The organism is Oscillibacter hominis (assembly GCF_014334055.1).
Taxonomy (GTDB): domain Bacteria; phylum Bacillota; class Clostridia; order Oscillospirales; family Oscillospiraceae; genus Oscillibacter; species Oscillibacter hominis.
Genome location: NZ_CP060490.1, coordinates 914372 through 934252 on the forward strand (window position 1 = coordinate 914372; position 19881 = coordinate 934252).

18 protein-coding genes are annotated in these 19881 nt (G+C 61.0%); 13 read left to right on the top strand and 5 right to left on the bottom strand.

From position 1 onward, the window contains the following. Positions 1 to 13 precede the first annotated feature (13 nt). Together H8790_RS04550 and H8790_RS04555 are read left to right on the top strand one after the other, a co-directional pair. Positions 14 to 841: a carbon-nitrogen hydrolase family protein gene (locus H8790_RS04550; RefSeq protein WP_187333745.1), complete on the top strand. Its 828-nt coding sequence runs from the start codon at positions 14 to 16 to the stop codon at positions 839 to 841. A 43-nt stretch (positions 842 to 884) separates the two neighbouring features. Next, positions 885 to 1073 (top strand): hypothetical protein, encoded by a 189-nt coding sequence (locus H8790_RS04555; protein ID WP_187333746.1) that lies wholly within the window; start codon positions 885 to 887, stop codon positions 1071 to 1073. Positions 1074 to 1224: 151 nt separating this feature from the next. On the opposite strand, the gene trhA is transcribed toward H8790_RS04555, so the two are convergent. Next, positions 1225 to 1884: a PAQR family membrane homeostasis protein TrhA gene (gene trhA, locus H8790_RS04560; protein WP_187333747.1), complete on the bottom strand. Its 660-nt coding sequence runs from the start codon at positions 1882 to 1884 to the stop codon at positions 1225 to 1227. Positions 1885 to 2054: 170 nt separating this feature from the next. Further along, entirely contained in the window at positions 2055 to 3281 is a 1227-nt protein-coding gene (locus tag H8790_RS04565) for an immunoglobulin-like domain-containing protein (protein WP_187333748.1), read from the bottom strand. A gap of 352 nt (positions 3282 to 3633) precedes the next feature. Here H8790_RS04565 and ssnA point away from each other — a divergent pair, with 352 nt between their 5' ends. The 4 genes from ssnA to H8790_RS04585 all read left to right on the top strand — a co-directional run bounded on the left by ssnA (position 3634) and on the right by H8790_RS04585 (position 9605). Further along, positions 3634 to 4974, top strand: a complete 1341-nt coding sequence (ssnA, locus tag H8790_RS04570; protein WP_187333749.1) for a putative aminohydrolase SsnA — start codon at positions 3634 to 3636, stop codon at positions 4972 to 4974. Between the two features lie 14 nt (positions 4975 to 4988). After that, entirely contained in the window at positions 4989 to 7940 is a 2952-nt protein-coding gene (gene ygfK, locus H8790_RS04575; RefSeq protein ID WP_187333750.1) for a putative selenate reductase subunit YgfK, read from the top strand. Positions 7941 to 8143: 203 nt separating this feature from the next. After that, on the top strand, positions 8144 to 8596 hold the full coding sequence (locus H8790_RS04580) for an RNA polymerase sigma factor (RefSeq protein ID WP_243208572.1): 453 nt from the start codon (positions 8144 to 8146) through the stop codon (positions 8594 to 8596). 1 nt (position 8597) lies between these two features. Continuing rightward, positions 8598 to 9605 carry a DUF4179 domain-containing protein gene (locus H8790_RS04585; RefSeq protein WP_187333751.1) on the top strand — a complete coding sequence of 336 codons (1008 nt, stop codon included), beginning with the start codon at positions 8598 to 8600 and terminating at the stop codon, positions 9603 to 9605. Between the two features lie 210 nt (positions 9606 to 9815). Here H8790_RS04585 and upp read toward each other — a convergent pair whose 3' ends face one another. Genes upp through tsaE form a run of 3 tightly spaced genes read right to left on the bottom strand, consistent with a single transcriptional unit; the run spans position 9816 to position 11578 of the window. Continuing rightward, positions 9816 to 10448 (bottom strand): uracil phosphoribosyltransferase, encoded by a 633-nt coding sequence (gene upp, locus H8790_RS04590; protein WP_187333752.1) that lies wholly within the window; start codon positions 10446 to 10448, stop codon positions 9816 to 9818. Beyond that, positions 10441 to 11154 (bottom strand): tRNA (adenosine(37)-N6)-threonylcarbamoyltransferase complex dimerization subunit type 1 TsaB, encoded by a 714-nt coding sequence (gene tsaB / locus H8790_RS04595; protein WP_187333753.1) that lies wholly within the window; start codon positions 11152 to 11154, stop codon positions 10441 to 10443. The genes upp and tsaB overlap by 8 nt, the downstream gene beginning before the upstream one ends. After that, complete coding sequence (gene tsaE, locus H8790_RS04600; RefSeq protein ID WP_187333754.1) at positions 11123 to 11578, bottom strand: tRNA (adenosine(37)-N6)-threonylcarbamoyltransferase complex ATPase subunit type 1 TsaE; 456 nt, start codon at positions 11576 to 11578, stop codon at positions 11123 to 11125. The genes tsaB and tsaE overlap by 32 nt, the downstream gene beginning before the upstream one ends. Before the next feature lie 143 nt (positions 11579 to 11721). Here tsaE and H8790_RS04605 point away from each other — a divergent pair, with 143 nt between their 5' ends. The 7 genes from H8790_RS04605 (at position 11722) to H8790_RS04635 (ending at position 19862) form a co-directional block, all read left to right on the top strand. Then, positions 11722 to 12906 (top strand): FtsW/RodA/SpoVE family cell cycle protein, encoded by a 1185-nt coding sequence (locus H8790_RS04605; RefSeq protein WP_243208573.1) that lies wholly within the window; start codon positions 11722 to 11724, stop codon positions 12904 to 12906. Positions 12907 to 13093: 187 nt separating this feature from the next. Beyond that, on the top strand, positions 13094 to 14074 hold the full coding sequence (locus H8790_RS04610) for an Ig-like domain-containing protein (RefSeq protein WP_241426697.1): 981 nt from the start codon (positions 13094 to 13096) through the stop codon (positions 14072 to 14074). A gap of 162 nt (positions 14075 to 14236) precedes the next feature. Beyond that, positions 14237 to 15292 (top strand): D-alanine--D-alanine ligase family protein, encoded by a 1056-nt coding sequence (locus H8790_RS04615; protein ID WP_187333755.1) that lies wholly within the window; start codon positions 14237 to 14239, stop codon positions 15290 to 15292. Positions 15293 to 15304: 12 nt separating this feature from the next. Beyond that, positions 15305 to 16684: a UDP-N-acetylmuramoyl-tripeptide--D-alanyl-D-alanine ligase gene (locus H8790_RS04620; protein WP_187333756.1), complete on the top strand. Its 1380-nt coding sequence runs from the start codon at positions 15305 to 15307 to the stop codon at positions 16682 to 16684. Positions 16685 to 16709: 25 nt separating this feature from the next. Further along, complete coding sequence (locus tag H8790_RS04625; protein ID WP_187333757.1) at positions 16710 to 18608, top strand: ABC-F family ATP-binding cassette domain-containing protein; 1899 nt, start codon at positions 16710 to 16712, stop codon at positions 18606 to 18608. Then, a complete protein-coding gene (locus H8790_RS04630) occupies positions 18605 to 19357 on the top strand; it encodes a YdcF family protein (RefSeq protein WP_187333758.1) in 753 nt (250 codons plus the stop codon). Before H8790_RS04625 ends, H8790_RS04630 begins: the two co-directional genes overlap by 4 nt. Before the next feature lie 19 nt (positions 19358 to 19376). Further along, the gene (locus tag H8790_RS04635) at positions 19377 to 19862 is read left to right on the top strand and encodes a flavodoxin family protein (protein ID WP_187333759.1); all 486 of its coding nucleotides are present in this window, start codon (positions 19377 to 19379) and stop codon (positions 19860 to 19862) included. Positions 19863 to 19881: the final 19 nt, after the last annotated feature.

The window sequence follows — 19881 nt, forward strand, 5'->3', positions numbered from 1 at the left end:
AGGCGTGTAAAACATGAAGAAATTAATTAAAGTTGCCATCTGCCAGCGTGGAGCCACCGGCGCCACGCCCCAGGAAAACCTGGAGAAGTCGTTGGAGATGGTTGAGCGGGCGGCGGAGGGAATGCCGGGCCTGGATCTGATCCTGCTGCCGGAGTGCAACAACTTCCTGGCCCATTCCAGGGAGGAGTTCCAGCGGATTGCGGAGCCCATTCCCGGCCCCTACACCGACGCCATGGCGGAGCTTGCAAAAAAGCTGCATGTCAACCTGCTGCCCGGCAGCATCACCGAGCAGGCGGAGGGAGGCAAGGTCCGCAACACCGCGGCTTTCATCGACCGCCAGGGCAATCTATTAGGCAAGTACGCCAAAATCCACCTCTTTGACGCCTTGGGCTACAAAGAGTCTGACAACATGGAGGCGGGCAGCGAGACCTGTGTACTGGATACGGATTTTGGCCGGGTGGGCATCCAGCTGTGTTACGACTGCCGCTTTCCGGAGCTGGCCCGTACATTGGTGCTGGACGGCGCGGATATCCTGTGCATCATGGCCATGTTCCCAGGAGGAAACCCTCTGCCGCCCCGGACGGATCACTGGGATACGCTGATCGACGCCATGGCCCTGCAGAACCAGACCTGGGTCTGTGCCGCCAATCAGTATGGCCTTGTGGGCGGGGAGCATCCCTTTGGCCGCAGCCGCGTGGTGGACCCCTGGGGCACGCCCGTGGCCGTCGCAGGGAACCACGAGGACATCATCTACGCCACGCTGGATATGGAGTACCAGAATGCCTGCAAGGAGAGCATGGGCGGGCTCAACAACCGCCGGCCAGACGTGTACCACAATTGAACGGTTCCCTGGCAGTGGGCTCTCTTTTCAAAGCGGAGGAGGTATGGAAAAGCAGGTGGTTCTATTTACCCTGGGCGGCACCATTGCTTGCCGTTATGACCTCCGGCACTCCGCTGCGGTATTGCCTTTCAGCGACATTCCGGGCGGAGCATGTGGCGGATGCCACCCGGCTTCAATGCTGGACGCTGAAGCCCGCCCGGATTTAGGAGGAACCTGGGGAAGCGCGGAATGAACTGCTTCGGGGCCAGATAACCGGGCAGAGGAGTCCATCCACTGCAATTCAGGTGCTGTAAAGAAAAAAGATCGGGCAGCAATAGCTGTCCGATCTAAATATGTGGACCCGCCACGGCTTCTGACGCATCCCTGTGCCGATTGCACCGGAGTTACAGCACGTAAAAATACACGGCCAGGTAGTGGAAAAAGGATCCGGCCAGGATCAGCAGATGGAAGAACTCATGAAACGTCCACTCCGCGGAGAGGTTGGGCCGCTTGACGGCATAGAACACCGCACCCGTCGAATAGCACAGCCCGCCCAGGGCGATCAGCGTCAGGCAGGGCTGTCCTATGGTCAGAAAATCCTTTGCCACAAAGACAACGGCCCACCCCATGATGAGATAGATGAGCGTGGACAGCACCCGGGGCGCGTTGATCCAGAGCAGCTTGAGCAAAATACCCGCAATGGCCACGCCCCAAAGCACCAGGCAGAACCGCCGGCCCTTGGGCTGAGGCAGCAGCACCAGGGAAAAGGGCGTATAGCTGCCCGCAATGAGGACATAGATCATACTGTGATCCATTTTCCGCAGCACCCGCTTGACGCCTCCGCTGGTGATGTCGCCAGGGTAAAAATGGTACACCGCACTGGCTGAGTACAGCGCGATCATGGAGAGGCAAAAGCACATGGCAGCCGAAACAGCCATGGCGGAGCCGCCGCCGTTCACCGCACGCGCCAAAAGTAAAAACCCCCCTAACAGCGCAAGCACCGCGCCAAAAGCGTGGGTCCCGCAGCTGACCGGGTCCTGTGCATTTTGAAACAATTTAATCATATGATTTCACTCGCTTTATAATGTGATATTAATTATTATATTACATCATACATAAAAATATTTCAAGTGCAATTCAGCATTTTTTTACATCTATTTTGTCCAGGTTCAGACTGGGATACGCGCCGTGATGGAAAAGAAAAAAGCCACGGCGTCAGTCGTGGCTTTTTTCTTCAATATAAGACATAGGATTGCAGCGCTTCCGCATCGATGTCATAAATGGCATAGTAATGTTTGGCGTCATACTCGTTGCTGATGAGCAGCAGGGTGTTTTCATCAATCTGGATGCCCTCCTGCTCCAGCCATTGGGTGTGCTGATTGGCCCAGGTGATCTCCTCGATGCGCTCAAACCCCTCCGGAGCATCGTTGAGCAGCTGGATTGCCCCCTTTTCCCCGGTCTGGAAGAAGAAGGTCAGATTCTCTCCCGTCAGCCCGGCGCTGGCGGTGCCCTCCTGATTCCAGACCCGGTAAGTACAGTCAACCCCGCCACCCAGCTCCTCCACATGGGTGATCCAGGGGCGGGCCGCCTCGCCCCAGAGGATGGACACGTCCCGCTCGGCGTGCGACTCCGCCCAGCTGCTCCAATTGCTCAGGGAGATATCGCTACCGTCGGACACTAAGAAGCTGTAGGTGTTTTCTGCAATCCCGGCGGCCAGGCCGTCCCCTTGATCGCGGGTTGCGTCACAGCGCCATAAAAACCGGTTCATACCGTTCACCGGCTCATAGATCACGTCCGTGAGCACCACTCCGCCTTCGGTAGGCGCATGTACCACCCGCAGCTGGCAGGGGACGCCAAGGCTCACTTTTTTCAAGAATGCGTCCATGGCCTCCCCGTTTTCCACACCCTGGGGGCCGCTGATGAGGCAGCCGTCCCCATCCTCCGGCCTATAGTCCCGGCTCAACTCCTCCAGCGGAAGGAAGCCGTAGGGCGTATCGGCGGTGATGGGGCTTTCGCCTATGGCAAATTCTGCGGTGTAGTACTGACCGCCCAATTCCGTGACTATGCGGAAAGTTCCTTCTTTGATACCGGCCAGGTCGAAATTGGAGAGGCGGCATCGCAGTGCCGCGGTTTCCCCGGCGGGAATGGACAAGGCCTCCTCCGGCCAAAGGGCTGATTCGCGCTCCTCCAACTGACACCAGCTTCCGTCAATGGATACTTCCAGTTCAAAGGCCCCGCTGGACACTGCGTCCTCCCCGGTCAGGTTGTCCAGGAATAGCGTGACCTCATCCACCGACGGGTCGTAGACCGGCCACTCGGCAGAGAGGGCGAACGCCTCTCCCGGATCCTGCTTTCCATAGGGGCTCTCCTTTAGGCCGACTTCCACCGGGGGGGCTGTAACGCAGCCTGTCAGCCAAATCGCAAGACCCGCCGTCAGCCAAAGGGCAAGGAACCGCTTCATGGTCCATCCACCTCTTCCATCGTACATAATACATTAATTTGACGAGAAGAAACTGGAAAATGTTTCACGTGGGATCCGGTCAAACTGCACAAATAATTTCCTCTATTTTCTCCCGGCCGCGGATGGCTCCCTTGGATTCCCACCCGAAAAAAGATTGCAATCCACCGCAAAATACAGTATAATAAGACCACAATCCAAGACTGATAGCTGTAACGAAGTGCTGTGCGCACGGGCTGGACACTATCACTCAGCTGCTGCTCGAGTGTATCAAACCAACTGTGGTTTGATACATTTTTTCTTACCTCAGGCAGCGGTTCGCCCATTCAACATAGAAATAAAGGAGGCCATCACCATGTATGTACTGGCAAACGGAAAATTGATCACCCGCGACAGCGCCCTTCCTTATCTGGCCGACGGAGGCGTTGTCACCGACGGCGGCAGGATCATTGCTGTGGGCGAAACCGCCAGATTGAAGGAGGCCTATCCCCAGGCGGACTTTGTGGACGCCAGGGGCGGGGTCATCATGCCGGGCCTGATCAACGCCCACACCCATATCTACTCCGCCCTGGCCCGGGGACTGTCCATCCAGGGCAACAACCCCACCAACTTTTTTGAGGTGCTGGACGGCACCTGGTGGGCCATCGACCGCCATCTGGACCTGGAGGCCACCCGCGCCTCTGCCCAGGCCCTGGTGATCGACTCCATCAAGCAGGGCGTCACCACCATTTTCGACCACCACGCTTCTTATTGCCAAATCCCCGGGTCGCTGATGAAAATTGCCGAGGTGACCCGCGAATACGGCATGCGCGCCTGCCTCTGCTATGAGGTGTCCGACCGGGACGGCGAGGAGAAATCCCTCCAGGCCGTGCAGGAAAACGCAGACTTCATCGCCTACTGCGAGCAGGAGAAGAGCGATATGCTCAAGGCAATGTTCGGCGGCCACGCCCTGTTCACCATCTCCGACAAGACCTTTGAGCGCATGGAAGCCGCCAATGGAGGCCGGGTGGGCTATCACATCCATGTGTCGGAGGGCATGAACGACGTGTACGACTCCCTGCAGACCTATGGACGGCGCCCGGTCCAGCGGCTTCAGGACCACGGCATCCTGGGCCCTAAGACCATCCTGGGCCACTGCATCCACGTGAGCACCGCCGAGATGGACATCATCCGCGCCACCGACACCATGGTGGTCAACAACCCGGAATCCAACATGGGCAACGCCGTGGGCATCTCGCCCATCCTGCCCATGTACCGCAAGGGCATCCTCCTGGGGATGGGCACCGACGCCTACACCAACGACATGCTGGAGTCGCTGAAGGTGGCGCTGTGTTCCCAGCGGCACAACGCATGCCTGCCCAACGTGGCTTGGTGCGAGGTGACGGACATGCTCTTCAAAAACAACGCCAAAATTGCCAACCGCTCCTTTGAAGCGCCGCTGGGCGTGCTGAAGGCCGGGGCCGCGGCGGATGTGATCGTGATGGACTACAAGCCCTACACGCCTTTTGGCGGCGACAACATCGACGGCCACATGCTCTTCGGCATGACCGGACGCCAGTGCCAGACCACCATGATCAACGGCAGGCTCCGCATGGTGGACCGGGAACTGGTGGACATCGACGAGGAGGCTGTGAACGCCCACATTCTTGAGAGCGCCAAGCGCCTCTGGGGCCAGCTGAACCACTGCACATATTGAGGAGGGAAAAGAGTATGTCTGAATGGATGACCCCCATTCCGTTTCGGGAATTGATGACCTGGATCACCACGGAGTACCAGAGCGAAGGCTCCGTCTTCGGTGTCCACCGCCCCTATCGCGCCGGGGTGAAAAAGCTGCCCATTTTTGGAGAAACCATCGAGACGCCCTTCGGCCCCGCCGCCGGGCCCAACACCCAGCTGGCCCAGAACATTGTGGCGGGCTACTTTGCCGGCGCCCGGTTCTTTGAGCTGAAAACCGTCCAGAAGATGGACGGCGCGGAGCTGGCGGCCTGCATCAGCCGCCCCTGCATCCTGGCGGAGGATGAGTGCTATAACTGCGAGTGGTCCACGGAGCTCTATGTCCAGCAGGCGTTTGAGGAGTATGTGAAGGCCTGGTGCGCCTTGAAAATCCTGTCCAGGGTCTACGGCTTGGGCGACCCCAGCGGGTTTGTGTTCAACATGAGCGTGGGCTATGACCTGGCGGGCATCCAGGGGGAGAAAATCGACTCTTTCCTGAACGGCATGATCGACGCCGGGGAAACCCCCATCTTCCGGGAATGCATCCGCGTCCTGAAGGAGTTTTTCCCAGCCGAGGAGGAGTACATCGACGCCATCACGCCCCACATCTCCGGCTCTGTGACGGTCTCCACCCTCCACGGCTGCCCGCCCGACGAGATCGAGCGCATCGCTTCCTACCTCCTCCGGGAAAAGCACCTGCACACCTTTGTCAAGTGCAATCCCACCCTTTTGGGCTATGAGACCGCCCGGACCATTTTGGACGAGATGGGCTACGACTACATCGCCTTCGACGACCACCACTTCAACGAGGACCTTCAGTACAAAGACGCCGTCCCCATGTTCCGCCGCCTGCTGGCCCTGGCAGAGGAGCATGGGCTGGAGTTCGGCCTGAAGCTATCCAACACTTTCCCGGTGGATGTGAAGGCGGGGGAGCTGCCAAGCCAAGAGATGTACATGGCTGGCAAGTCGCTTTTCCCCCTGACCACCGCCATGGCCGCCCGGATCGCCCGGGAGTTTGACGGCCAGCTCCGGCTCAGCTATGCCGGCGGAGCCGACTACTTCAACATCGACAAGCTGTTCGGCTGCGGCATCTGGCCCATCACCATGGCCACCACGGAGCTCAAGCCCGGCGGCTACCAGCGCTTCTCCCAGATCGGAGACAAGCTGGACGCCCTGGACTTTGCGCCATTCACGAGGGTGGATGTGGAGGGCGTGGAAGCCCTCGCCCGCGCCGCCCGGTCCGACAAATACCATGTAAAAGCCGTCAAGCCCCTGCCCAGGCGCAAGCTCTATGAGAAGGTGCCGCTGATCGACTGCTTCACCGCCCCCTGCAAGGGCGGCTGCCCCATCGGCCAGGACATCCCCGAGTACATCGAGCTCTGCCGCCAGGGCCGCTATGCCTCCGCGCTGCGGGTGATCACGGAGAAGAACCCGCTGCCCTTCATCACCGGCACCATCTGCGCCCACCGCTGCCAGAGCAAGTGCACCCGCAATTTCTATGACGAAGCGGTCCAGATCCGCTCCACCAAGCTGGTGGCCGCGGAGCGGGGCTACGATGAGCTGATGGCGGAGCTGGCGCAGCCCGCCCCCGCCGATTCCTGTGCAAAGGCCGCCATCATCGGCGGCGGCCCCACCGGCATGGCAGCCGGCTACTTCCTGGGCCGGGCCGGAATCCCCGCCACCATCTTTGAGCAGTCCGGCCAGCTGGGAGGCATTGTCCGCCAGGTGATCCCCGCCTTCCGCATCTCCGACGCGGCCATTGATAAGGACGCGGCGCTGGTGGAAAAGATGGGCGTTGAGGTCCGGCTGAATACGAAGGCCCCCTCTGTGGCGGAGCTGAAGGTGCGGGGCTACACCCACATCTTCTTTGCCGTAGGCGCCTGGAAAGCAGGACGCCTTGACATCCCTGGCAACGTGGTGCCGGTCATCGGCTGGCTGAAGGACCTGAAGGCCGGTAGGGAAGTGCCCCTGGGCCATGTGGCCGTGGTCGGCGGCGGCAACACTGCCATGGACGCCGCCCGGGCCGCCCTCCGGGCCGGTGCCAAATCCTCCACCTTGGTCTACCGCCGGACAAAGAAATACATGCCCGCCGACGCCGAGGAGCTGGAGCTGGCCATCCGGGACGGTGTGACGTTCCTGGAGCTGGTTTCTCCCCTGGAGCAGAAGAACGGCAGGCTGCTCTGTGAAAAGATGCGCCTGGGTGAGCCGGATGCCTCCGGGCGCCGCAGGCCCGAGCCCACCGGTGAAACCGTATCCATCGACTGCGACACGGTGATCTCCGCCGTGGGAGAGCAGGTGGAAAGCGAACTGTTCACCTCCAACGGCATCCATGTGGACAGCCGCGGCATCCCTGATTTCCAAACCAATTTGGAGAATGTCTACGCAGGCGGCGACGCCATGCGGGGACCCGCCACCGTGGTGGAGGGCATCGCCGACGCCCAGGCCTTTGCTAACGCGGTCATCGGCCAGGCCCGCACCTTCAAGATGCCTCCCCATGCCGCTGCCAGCCGGGAGTCCGCCCTTGCCAAGAAGGGCGTGCTCTGCGAGTCCGCAAAATGTGAGGGAGACCGGTGCCTCAGCTGCAATGTGGTGTGCCAGGTTTGCGCCGATGTGTGCCCCAACCGGGCCAACGTGGTCATCCGGCTGCCGGACGGCCGCCATCAGATCCTCCATGTGGACCGGATGTGCAACGAATGCGGTAACTGCGCCGTGTTCTGTCCCTATGACAGTGCTCCTTACCGGGATAAATTCACCCTCTTCCTGGACCGCAAGGGCTTTGAGGAGAGCGTGAACAACCAGGGCTTTTTGCCTCTGGGCGGCGGTAAGGTGCTGGTGCGCCTGGCCGGCGAGGTCTTTGAGGCGGATCTTGCAGGCGACAATCCGCTGCCCGCTGACATCGAGATCCTGATCCTCACCGTACTGAACCAATATGCCTATCTGATCGGCTGAGTCCATTTGAGGAAAACCGTCTGGACGCATTGCGTCCAGACGGTTTTTTGTGCGTATGTCTTGTTCCGGTTGGCCGCCGTGGAGCTTTCCGGGCCTCAGCACTTGGCGGGGACCGTTCTGTGCGAAAAAATATTCTAAAAATATCATCCCCCTGTAGCATTTTTTGCCTTTGGAGGGTATTCCCAATAGAAAGGAGGGAGAGCTTGGAACAGCCCGAGGAGATTGTCCGCCGCTACGGCGATATGGTATACCGGCTGGCCTATGCCCGGACCCGGAGCCGCAGCGACGCCGACGACATCTTTCAGGAGGTTTTCCTCCGATATTTCCGTATCCCCCGCCGCTTTGAAAGCGAGGAGCACCGCAAGGCCTGGCTGCTGCGTGTGACGGCCAACTGCGGCAACAGCTTTTGGTCCTCGTCCCACCCCAACAGCCCGCTGCCGGAGGAGCTGCCCTGTCCCACGCCGGAGGAGTCCGGACTGGAGGAAGCGATGCAGGCATTGCCGCCCAATTACCGAACAGTAATTCACCTTTACTACTATGAGGGCTATTCCACGGAGGAGATCGGCCGATTGCTCCACCGCGCCTCCTCCACCGTCCGCACCCAGTTGACCCGGGCCAGACGACAGCTCTCCCACTTGCTGAAAGGAGACCAATGAGATGTTTGAAGAAGCCTATCGCGCCATGAACGATCCGCTCCACCCCAGCGCCGAAGTGGTGGAGCGCACCCTCCGGAGAGTCCGGCGCCGTCCCGCCTGGCACCGGGCAGCAGCAGCGGCGGCCGCCCTGGCCCTCTGCGCCGCCACGCCGCTGGCCGCCCGGGCGGAACCCGTCTATCAGCTCCTCTACGCCGTCTCGCCCGCCGCCGCCCAGTTCTTCCAGCCGGTCCAGAAAACTTGTGAGGACAACGGTATCCGGATGGAGGTGGTGTCCGTACAGACGGAGGGCGATACCGCCCAGGCCTACATCGCCCTGACGGATTTGACCGGCAGCCGCGTGGATGAGACCACCGACCTTTACGACAGCTACTCCATGCATGTCCCCTTCGACTCCACCAGCTACTGCGAGCTGGAGGCGTTTGACCCTGCGGCCGGGACCGCCCTGTTCCGGGTGAGTGAGCAGACCATGAACGGACAGCCTGTTCCCGGGGGAAAGATGACCTTCTCCCTGAACTGTTTCCTCAGCGGGAAGGAGACCACCGAGGACCTGACGCTGGATATCCCTCTAACAGAGTACGCCCAAGAGATGCCAACCACCGACGGCTACCAGTGCCGTGGCGGCGGCTATTCCCTGCCTGAGGGGGAGGCCCTGTTGGAAAACGCTCCCATGCTGAAGCCGGGGACAGCAATTTCAATCCCTGTCAATGGGTTTTCCATTACAGCGATTGGATATGTGGAAGGGCTCCTTCATATCCAGGTGAAGATCGCAGAGTTGCCCACCACCGACGGCCACTGCTCACTGCGGCTGGAGGATGCGGAGGGAAATATGGTGTCCAGTCTCTATTCCGCCGCGTTTACCGGTGGGGAAGTGCGGGAGGACTACTATGAGTTCGTCTTTGACCTTTCCCCGGAGAAGCTGAACCGCTACAGCATCTGCGGCGACTTTTATACCTCCGGCCAGTATACGGAGGGCCGCTGGCGCGTCACCTTCCCTTTGGAGCGGCCATAGCTGATACGAAGAAAAGCTCTGAGTTTCCATCTTCTCACAGGCACTGCAACTCCGGCGGAGGGGTGGAAGAGAAAGCCTTTCAGCCTGAGCAGGTACAGGTCGCTTCCTGGATCGATCAAACCCCCCGTGGAGGATTCACGAATCCTCCACGGGGGGTTTGATTTGAAAAAATGCTCCGGTTTTCCCTCACCCTGCGGCGGTGGCAGGTTCTCACTTGGTGCCGAAGATGCGGTCGCCTGCGTCTCCCAGGCCAGGGACAATATAGCCGTGGTCGTTCAGGTGGCTGTCCACAGCCGCCACATAGATCTCCACATCGGGGTGCTCCTGCTGGATGCGCTCAATCCCCTCCGGAGCGGCCAGCACGTCCATCAGCTTGATGTGCTTGCAGCCGTATTCCTTCATGAAGGTGATGGCGGCGGAGGCAGAGCCGCCGGTGGCCAGCATGGGGTCCACGATCAGCACATCCCGGCTGGCGATGTCCGCGGGCATCTTGCAGTAGTATTTCACAGGCTTCAGCGTGGCCGGGTCCCGATACAGGCCGATGTGGCCCACCCGGGCGGCGGGAATCATTTTCAGCACGCCGTCCACCATGCCGAGGCCCGCCCGGAGGATGGGGACAATGGCCATCTTTTTTCCGGAGAGGGTCTGGAAGGTGCCTGTGTCCACGGGGGTCTTAACCGTGACCTCCTCCAGGGGCAGGTCGCGGGTCGCCTCATAAGTCATCAACATGGCGATCTCGGAGACCAGCTCACGGAAGTCCTTTGTGCTGGTATTTTCATTGCGCAAAATGGTCAGCTTGTGCTGAAGGAGGGGGTGGTTCAGGACATGTACGTTTTCATTCATGTTGGACAGCTCCTATTCTTTTGTTTCGTTCCCGCTCCGCCTGGGATAACCTCAGGTAGACCGGCTTCAGGTCCTGGGCAGCGACGGTTTGCCCCGCCTGCGCCATGCGTTCGGCCACGATGCCCACGCCCACGGCGTGCTGCATCACCAGACGGGAGGGGGCCATGCGGCAGCCAATCCCATTTTTCGACAAATCATTATAGCACAGCTGCGCGCCGTCTCCAACTATGATTTTGTTTTTTTTGCAAGTTTTCAATTCACCGCCCAACTCCTCCAAAGAGATGGCCCGGTCGGGGCAGAGCCGGGTCAAAACGCCGTCCTTTGCCTCAAAGAGGGCGTTGTAGACCTGGGCGCGGCGGGCGTCCATGGCGCAGACGATCACACCGTCCAGGTGGGCGACCCCCTGGGCCATGGCCTCCAGGGTGGAAACGCCCACGCAGGGCAGCTCCCTGGCCCAGGCCAGGCCCTTGGCGGCGGCGATGCCGATTCGGATGCCGGTGAAAGAGCCGGGGCCGGCGGCCACGGCGATGGCGTCCAGGTCGGCAAGGGACAGCTCACTGCTGCACAGCATGGCTTCCACCATGGGCATCAGCGTGCGGCTGTGGGTCAGCCCCACGCACTGGTAGGCGGAGGCCAGCACGCAGCCGTTCTCCACCACGGCGGCGGAGACGGCCTTAGCCGATGTCTCCAGAGCCAGTAATTTCATGGTCTTGTCCTCCTGTAACCGTGATGATGCGCCAGTCCTCCTGCTCCGGATGGCGCCGCAGCTCCACCCAGAGGGTGCCGGGCGGCAGGGCGTCGGCCACCCGCTCGCTCCACTCCACGGCGCAGACGCCGCGCCGGTCCAGATAATCCTCCCACCCAATGTCGAAAAGGGCGTCGGAGTCCTCCAGCCGGTACATGTCAAAGTGAAAGAGGGGAACGGCGCCCTCGTATTCGTTCACAATTGTAAACGTGGGGCTGGTGACCCGTCCGGAGCACCCCAGGCCTCTGGCCAGCCCCCGGGTAAAGGCGGTCTTGCCCATTCCCAGGCCGCCCCGGTACGCCAGCACGGTTCCCGGCCGGAGCCGAGCGCCCAGCGCCTCTCCGATCCGCTCTGTCTCTGCCTCGCTGTGGGAAAGATACTCCATTGCCCACCCTCCTCAATTCCTGTTCGGCAAAATAGTATATCACAATGCAGCCCGGTTGAAAAGGAAAAGCTTGTTTACAGAATGTTGGTTTACAGAAAACCCAGCCTGTGGTATACTATACCATCACGGCCAGAATATGGAAGATGCCAAAAGATAATGAGATGGAGCGTGTCATGTTCACTCGTCTAAAGAGCATTATATCTGATTTTATTCAGCAGGCCGACCTGGTCCTGCTGGCGCTGTGCTGTACGGCCACATGCTACGGCCTGGCCCTGATCTACAGCGCCACCCGCTACAAGGACACCTACCGATATGTGGTGGTCCAGGCGGCGGCGCTCTGTATCGGGATTTTGTGCTATATTTTCTTCTCCATGGTGGACATCGAGGAGCTGTCAAAGAAGTGGAAGTGGCTGGTGGCCTTCAATGTGGTGTTCATCCTGCTGCTGATCCCTTTCGGCAAGGAGGTCTATGGAAACCGGGCATGGGTGCATTTCCCGGGGATGCCGGTGAACATCGGCCCGGCGGAGTTCATTAAAATCACTTTCTCCATCCTGCTGTCCCGGCAGCTTCAGTGGCTCCAGGAGGAGAAGCGGGATTTAAAATCCATCAGCGCCATTGCATTCATCGGCGGCCACACCATTTTGCTGTGCGGCTATTACTATGTGATCTCCAGCGATATGGGCAACGCCCTGGTGTATGTCTTTATCTTCATCTGCATGGCTTTTGCGGCGGGTGTGGCGCTGCGGTGGTTCGTACTGGCCTTCGCCGCGGCCGGCGGCGGCATTACGGCGCTCTGGGCCATGGATTTGATCCCCTCCTATATGAAAGAGCGGTTCATCGTCCTTTTTGACCACTCCTATGACCCCCTGGGGAAGGGATGGCAGCAGACCCGCAGCCTGCTGGCCCTTGGCTCCGGGCAGCTGACCGGCCAGGGTTTTTTGAACGGCACCCAGACGCAGGCGCGCTATGACGGGTCCCTTCCCGCCCGCTGGACGGACTTCATTTTCTCCGTGGCCGGAGAGGAGCTGGGGATGTTGGGCTGCCTTGGGATCATCCTCATCCTGGCCGCCATCATCGTCCGGTGCCTGATGGTGGCCAAGCGGGCAAAGACCAGGATGTCGGCCTATATCTGCGTGGGCATGGCGGCCATGCTGATCTTTCAAACGGTGGAAAATATCGGAATGTGCCTTTTTGTCATGCCGGTGATCGGGCTGACGCTGCCATTTTTCAGCTACGGCGGGTCCTCGGTTGTGACACTCTTCTGCGCCATGGGCGTGGTGTCCGGCATCAAGAAGCGGTCTTTGCCGGACTGGCTGCGGAACCGATAGGCTTTGGCAGTTCAAACCAGATTTGTCAGCAAAAAAAGCGGGCAGTTCCCTTGCGGGCGGGAAAGTTCCGGTCGTGACTGCACGTGGCCGCATGCTTGGCACGCCGCTCGCAGACGCATACGCGCGCATAGTTTTTGCAGCTGTGGAAAACAATACTTCTATCCAAATCAAACAGGAGGTATTCGTTTTGAAACAGTTCAGATGGCAAATGAGCCTTTTCCTGGCCCTCACTTTGGCAATGCTGACCACCCAGCCGGCCGCGGCTCTGTTTGGAATCCAGCCCAAGGAGGAGGCGCCCGCAGCGGCGGAGGGCGCGCCCATCGCCAGGGAGCTGGAGATCAGCGCCTACCGCGGCGTCCCCTACACCGGCCAATTCCAGAGCAACACGGAGGGCGTGACCTACGCTCTGGCGGACGAGCCCAAAAAGGGCACCGTCACGGTGGAGGGCGACAGCTTCACCTACACGTCGGAGAAGACCGGCAGCGACAGCTTCACTTACACCGCCACCGATGCGGACGGCAAAACCTCGTCTCCCGCCACGGTGAAGATCACTGTGACCAAAGCCAAGACCCCGGTCACTTACGCCGACCTGGAGGGCTCTGCCGCCCAGACCGCGGCGATCCGCCTGGCGGAGTGCGGCGTATTCACCGGCGCCAACGTGGGCGGCAGCTATTTCTTTGAGCCGGACCGCGCCGTATCCCGGGGCGAATTCCTGGCCATGACCATGGAGACCGCCGGCCTTGCTGCGGAAGAGGCTGTGAATCTCACCGGATTTTCCGACGATGAAGCCATCCCCACCTGGGCCAAGTCCTATGCAACGGCCGCTGTGGAAGAGGGCGTGATCCGGGGCGTAACCACGGACGCGGGCGTGGTATTTTCCGCGAATTCCCCCATCAGCTTCAACGAAGCCGCCACCATTTTGAACCGGGTGCTCTCCGTCAGCGACGTAGACGTGGAAACCTGGTACGCCGACCGGGACAGCGTGCCCTCCTGGGCGGCCCAGGCCGTGGGCAACATGGAGTCGGTGAATGTGCTGGCCACCGGGAGCTTCGGCAGCACGAAGATGAGCGAGCAGGTGACCCGGGCGGACGCGGCCCAGATGCTCTGCGCGGCAAAGACGCTGCTGGAAGGGAAACAGACCGGCTTTTTCGACTGGCTGGGCGAATGAAATCAAGCGGGCGGACAGAGGGGAAACTCCCTGATGCGCCCGCTTTTTCCCTTGTATTCCGGAGCCTTCTGTGCTAAAGTGTATCCTGTTATAATAGGTTGATGAAAAAGGTTCCATGCCGCGCAAACCGACCCGCGGCAGACCAAAGGAGTGAGAAGAACCATGAAAATCGTTGTTTTGGCCGGAGGCCTCAGCCCGGAGCGCAATGTGTCGCTCTCCAGCGGCATCATGATCTGCCAGGCGCTGCGCAGCCGCGGACATCAGGCCGCGTTTGTGGATCTCTTTTTTGGGACAGAGGGCTGCAGCGGAGCGCTGGAGGAGCTCTTTTCCGCCCCGCTGCCGGAGGATTTGCGCCGCGTGTCCCGCCGGGCCCCGGATTTGCAGGAGATTAAAAAGAGCCGCAAGTGCGGCGGGGAGAGCATGTTCGGCGAGGGCGTGCTGGAGCTGTGCGCCATGGCCGACGCCGTGTTTTTGGCCCTCCACGGCTCCTGCGGCGAGGACGGCAGGGTTCAGGCGGCGCTTGACCTTTTGGGCATCCCCTACACCGGCTCCGGTTACTTGGGCAGCGCCATTGCCATGGATAAGGACCTGACCAAGCGCCTGGTGGCGCCCAAAGGCGTTCTGACCCCGGATTGGAAGACCGTCAGCTATGGGGCGGAGGACATCGACGGCCTGGTGGGGTCCACGGAGCTGCCCTGCGTGGTAAAGCCCATCGACAGCGGTTCCTCCATCGGCGTATACATCGCCAGGACGGAGCAGGAGCTGCGCGGTGCGCTGGAGTCGGGCCTTGCGCTGGGCGGGCGCAGCGTGATCGAGCAGTACATATCCGGAAGGGAACTTCAGGTCGCAGTTCTGGAGGGGAAAGCGCTTCCCTCCATTGAGATTGTGCCCAAGGTGGGCTTTTATGACTATGAGAACAAGTACCAGCCCGGCGCGGCGGAGGAAATCTGTCCCGCTCCCGTCAGCGCGGAGGTGGAGGAGCAGCTGGGCAGGGCGGCTCTGGAGGTCTATAACACCCTGGGCCTGAGTGTTTATTCCCGGGCGGATTTCATCCTGAGCCCGGACGGCCGCGTATATTTTCTGGAAATCAACACGCTGCCCGGCATGACGCCCACCAGCTTGGTGCCCCAGGAGGCCGCTGCGGTGGGGATCGACTATCCCACGCTGTGCGAGCGGATCCTGCTGGCCTCGCTGGAGGCCCGGCGCCAGGGAAAATAAGGGGGAAGCGACGTGGAGGAGATTTCCATACAGCAGATTCTGGAGGCCGTGAAGGGAAAGCGCCTGAACCAGGCAGGGGACGGAACCGTCTTGTCCGTCTGCACCGACAGCCGGAAAATCACCCCCGGCTGTCTCTTCGTGCCCCTGAAGGGGGAGCGCTTTGACGGCCACGACTATATCGAACGGGCGCTGGAGCGTGGCGCGTCCGGCACACTCTGCGCCCAGCCGCCCAGGGAGATCCGGGAGGACCGCTTTTACATTCAGGTGGAGGACACCCGCCTGGCGCTGAAGGACCTGGCCTCCTGGTACCGCGGGCAGTTCGACATCCCCGTGGTCCAAGTCACCGGCAGCGTGGGGAAGACCACCACCAAGGAGATGGTGGCCGCCACTCTTTCCGCCCGGTACAAGGTGCTGAAGACGCCGGAGAACTTCAACAACGACATCGGCACACCCCTGACCCTGCTCAGCCTGGAGCGGAGCCATCAGGCGGCGGTAATCGAAACCGGGATGAACCATTTCGGAGAGATCCGATACTTAGGGGAGATGGTGCGGCCGGACATTGCCGTCATCTCCAACATTGGAGACGCCCACATCGAATTCTTAGGCAGCCGCCAGGGGATTTTGCAGGCCAAATGCGAGATTTTCGATAACCTGAAGCAGGACGGCACCGCCGTCCTGGACGGCGACGACGCGCTGCTTGGCACGCTGGAGCTGCCTTTTGAGACGCTGCGCTGCGGCAAGTCGGAGCGGTGCAACGTGCGGGTGTCGGAGATTCTTGACAACGGCGTCAACGGCCTGATCTGCCGGGTGGAGACCGGACGGGACGCCTATGTCCTGGAGATTCCGGCCCCTGGCGAGCACATGGTCTATTCCGCCTCCATGGCGGTGGCCATCGGTGAAAAATTAGGGCTCAACCGGGAGGAGATCATCCGCGGCGTAGCCTCTTACGAGCCCACCGGCTCCCGGATGCGGCCCGTCCATCTCAGCGGGGAGCGTACAATTTTAGACGACTGCTATAACGCCAACCCCCAGTCTGTGGCCGCGGCACTGGAGATTCTGGCCAAGACCGGCAGCGGGCGGAAGATCGCCGTCCTGGGGGACATGGGCGAGTTGGGTGACCTGACGGATCAGGCCCACTACAACATGGGCGCGCTGGCGGCCATGCTCGGCATCGACCAGGTGTTTGCCATCGGGCAAAAGGCCCAGAAGATCGCCGACGGCGTGGCCTCCTCCGGCGGTGAGGTGCTGTATTTCCCTGTCAAGGAAGCGGCCTTGCCGGAGCTGGAGCGCCAGTTCACTGAGGAGAGTACCATGCTGGTGAAGGCATCCCACGCCATGCATTTTGGAGACATTGTGAAGCAGCTGGCCAACGCCTTTGGCACTGCGCAATAAGAAAGAGACAGATTCGGAGAACACCATGATTGAGATCCAGGCAGAGGGGCTGGTCAAGTCCTTTGATTTGGAAAAAAAGATATTGGACGGCCTGACTTTTCAGATCGACCAGGGGGAGCGTGTGGGCCTGCTTGGCAAAAACGGCGCCGGCAAGACCACACTCTTTAAAATCCTCACCGGGGAGATGGACTACGACGCGGGCAGCGTGACCATTGGCCAGGGCCGGCGGATGGGCCTCATCTCCCAGATTCCCGTGTATCCCGAGGGCTTTACGGTGGAGGATGTGCTGCGCACTGCCTTTTCCCGGCTGCAGGCCCTGGCGGAGGAGATGGAGCAGCTCACCGCCCGCATGGCGGCCGGGGAGAGCGGCAGCGAGGTGCTGCGCCGCTACGGCCAGCTGTCCGAGCGGTTTGAGGCTTTCGGCGGCTACGATACGGACGTGGCGGTGAACAAGGTGGCAAATGGCCTCTCCATCACCCGGGACATGCGCTCCCAGCTCTTTGAAAGCCTTTCCGGCGGAGAGAAGACCCGGGTGAACCTGGGCCGGCTGATTCTGGAGGACACGGACATCCTGCTTTTGGATGAGCCCACCAACCACTTAGACCTCCACGCCACCGAATGGCTGGAGGACTACATCTCCCAGTTCCATGGCACGGTGGTGGCCATTTCCCATGACCGCTACTTCCTGGACCGGGTGGTGAAGCGGGTCATTGAAATTGAAAACGGCAAGGCTGAGTTCTACAGCGGCAACTACAGCTTCTATGCCATCGAGAAGGAGCGCCGATATCAGGAGCGCATGCGCCAGTACCAGAAGGAGCAGGCCAAGATCGAACAGCTCCAGGAGGCTGCGGACAAGCTGCACCTCTGGGCCTTCATGGGCAACGACGCGCTGCACAAGCGGGCCTTTTCCATGGAAAAGCGCATCGAGCGGATGCGCACCACCGACAAGCCCACCAAGGTTAGGAAGATGGACGCCCGGTTTGCCAGCACGGAATTTTTCGGCGACGAGGTGCTGGAGCTGAAAAATGTATGCAAATCCTTTGGGGAAAAGACCCTTTTCTCCAATTTGAACCTGAAGGTGGAGGGGGGCGAGCGCATCGCCCTCATCGGCGACAACGGCACCGGCAAGTCCACCCTCATCAAGCTGATCATGGGGGAGCTGTACCCGGACGACGGCCGCATCAAGACCGGCCCCTCGGTCCGTGCGGCCTACCTGCCCCAGATCATCCACTTTGAAAACCCCCAGCGCAACCTGGTGGACACCATGCTCTATGCCAAGAAGAACATCACGCCCCAGTCCGCCCGGAACCGCCTGGCGGCCTATGACTTCCGGGGCGAGGATGTGTTTAAGAGCGTCTCCGTGCTCTCCGGCGGGGAGCAGAGCCGGCTGCGGCTGTGCATGCTGATGGACGAGGAGATCAACTTCCTCATCCTGGACGAGCCCACCAACCATCTGGACATTGCGTCCCGGGAGTGGATCGAGGAGGCGGTGGAGGCCTTTGACGGCACGCTGCTGTTTGTCAGCCACGACCGGTATTTCATCAACCGCTTTGCCACCCGCATCTGGGAGCTGGAGGGCGGGACCATCCGGGATTATCCCATGGGCTTTGCCCGCTACCGCTCGGCAAAGGCCGAGGAGCAGAAGACCGCGCCCCGCCATGAGACACCCCGTCCGGAGGAGAAGGCGGAGCGCCCCGTCCGCGGCAACAAGGCCCAGGCGGCGGCCCGCAAGCAGCTGGTAATCTGCGAGCGGGAGATTGCCAGGTCGGAGGAGGCCATCGCCGCGCTGGACCGGGAGATGGAGGCGGCGGCCTGCGACTATGAGGCGCTGGGCGAGCTGCTGGGCAAAAAAGAGGAGGCCCAGGCTGAGCTGGAGGCCCTCTATGAAAAATGGGAGGCCCTCAGCGAGGAGGCCCAGGCATGAAGGGCCGCTGGTGCGCCGCGCTGATGTGCGCCCTTGCCGGCGCCCTTTTGACGGTGGTCCGGGTGTGGGGCATGCGCTTTTCCGGATGGTTGCTGCTGGGGGCCGCCGCCGTCATTGCTCTCTCGGCCCTGATTGACGCCCGGGCGGAAAAAGGGCAGCCCTGGCGGTGGCTGCGCCGTGCCTTTTACGGCGCGCTTTCGATGCTGCTTGTGCTGCTCACCTCCATTGAGGTGTATGTGGTGTCAAAGGGCCGGGAAGACTTTACCGCCCTGCCCTCGGAGGCGGTGATCGTCCTGGGGGCGGGGGTCAACGGCCGGGAGCCGTCCCTTGCCTTAAAAAGCCGCCTGGATGCGGCCCTTGCTTATCTGGAGGAGCATCCGGACATTCCTGTGGTGCTCACCGGGGGAAAGGGCTACGGCGAGGAGATCACCGAGGCCCGGTGCATGTACGATTACCTGACCGGGCATGGCGTGGAGGGGGAGCGGCTGATCCTGGAGGAGCAGGCGCTGAACACGGCGGAGAATTTCGCCTGCTCCCGGGCGCTTTTGAGTGAGCGCGGCGTGGACGTGGAAAACGGCCTGGTGGCTGTGGTCACCAACGACTTTCACGTGGCCCGCTCCAAGCTGATCGCCCAACGGCAGGGCGTGCGCATGTTGGGCGTTCCGGCGCCCCTACCCTGGAAGCACCTGAGTGTCAACTACTATCTGCGGGAGTCCTTTGCCATGGTGAAGACATTCCTGTTTGACTGATTCGAGGCGGGAGGAACCTATGAGCGACGTTTTGTGCATCTACTATTCCCGGACGGGGAGAACCAAACAGGCCATGGAGGAAATCGCGTCGGAGGTGGGCGGCGAGCTGGTGCGGCTGCGGGACGGCGTGGAGCGGGGCGGCTTTCGTGGCTACCTCCGCTGCGGCCTGGACGCTGTGCGCCGCCAGTGCGAGCCCCTCAAGCGCTACGAGACGGACAAGCCCCTTTCGGAGTACCGCCTGGTCATCGTCGGCACCCCGATCTGGGCCGGCCGGTGCAGCGCGCCCATACGTTCATTTTTGAAGGAACAGGGGCTGTACCTCAACAAGGTGGCCTATGTGGTGACCCGCTCCAGCGAATCCAAATTTCAGGAGGTCTACCGCCAGATGGACAGCTATACCGCCGCGCCCCACCTGCTGGCCGTATCCCTGCGGTGCAATTCCGTGGGGCACCATTTCTGGCAGGAGCAGTTCATCAAGGATGTGCGCAAGTATTTGGGGAAGTAATGGAGATGGAGGAGGAACT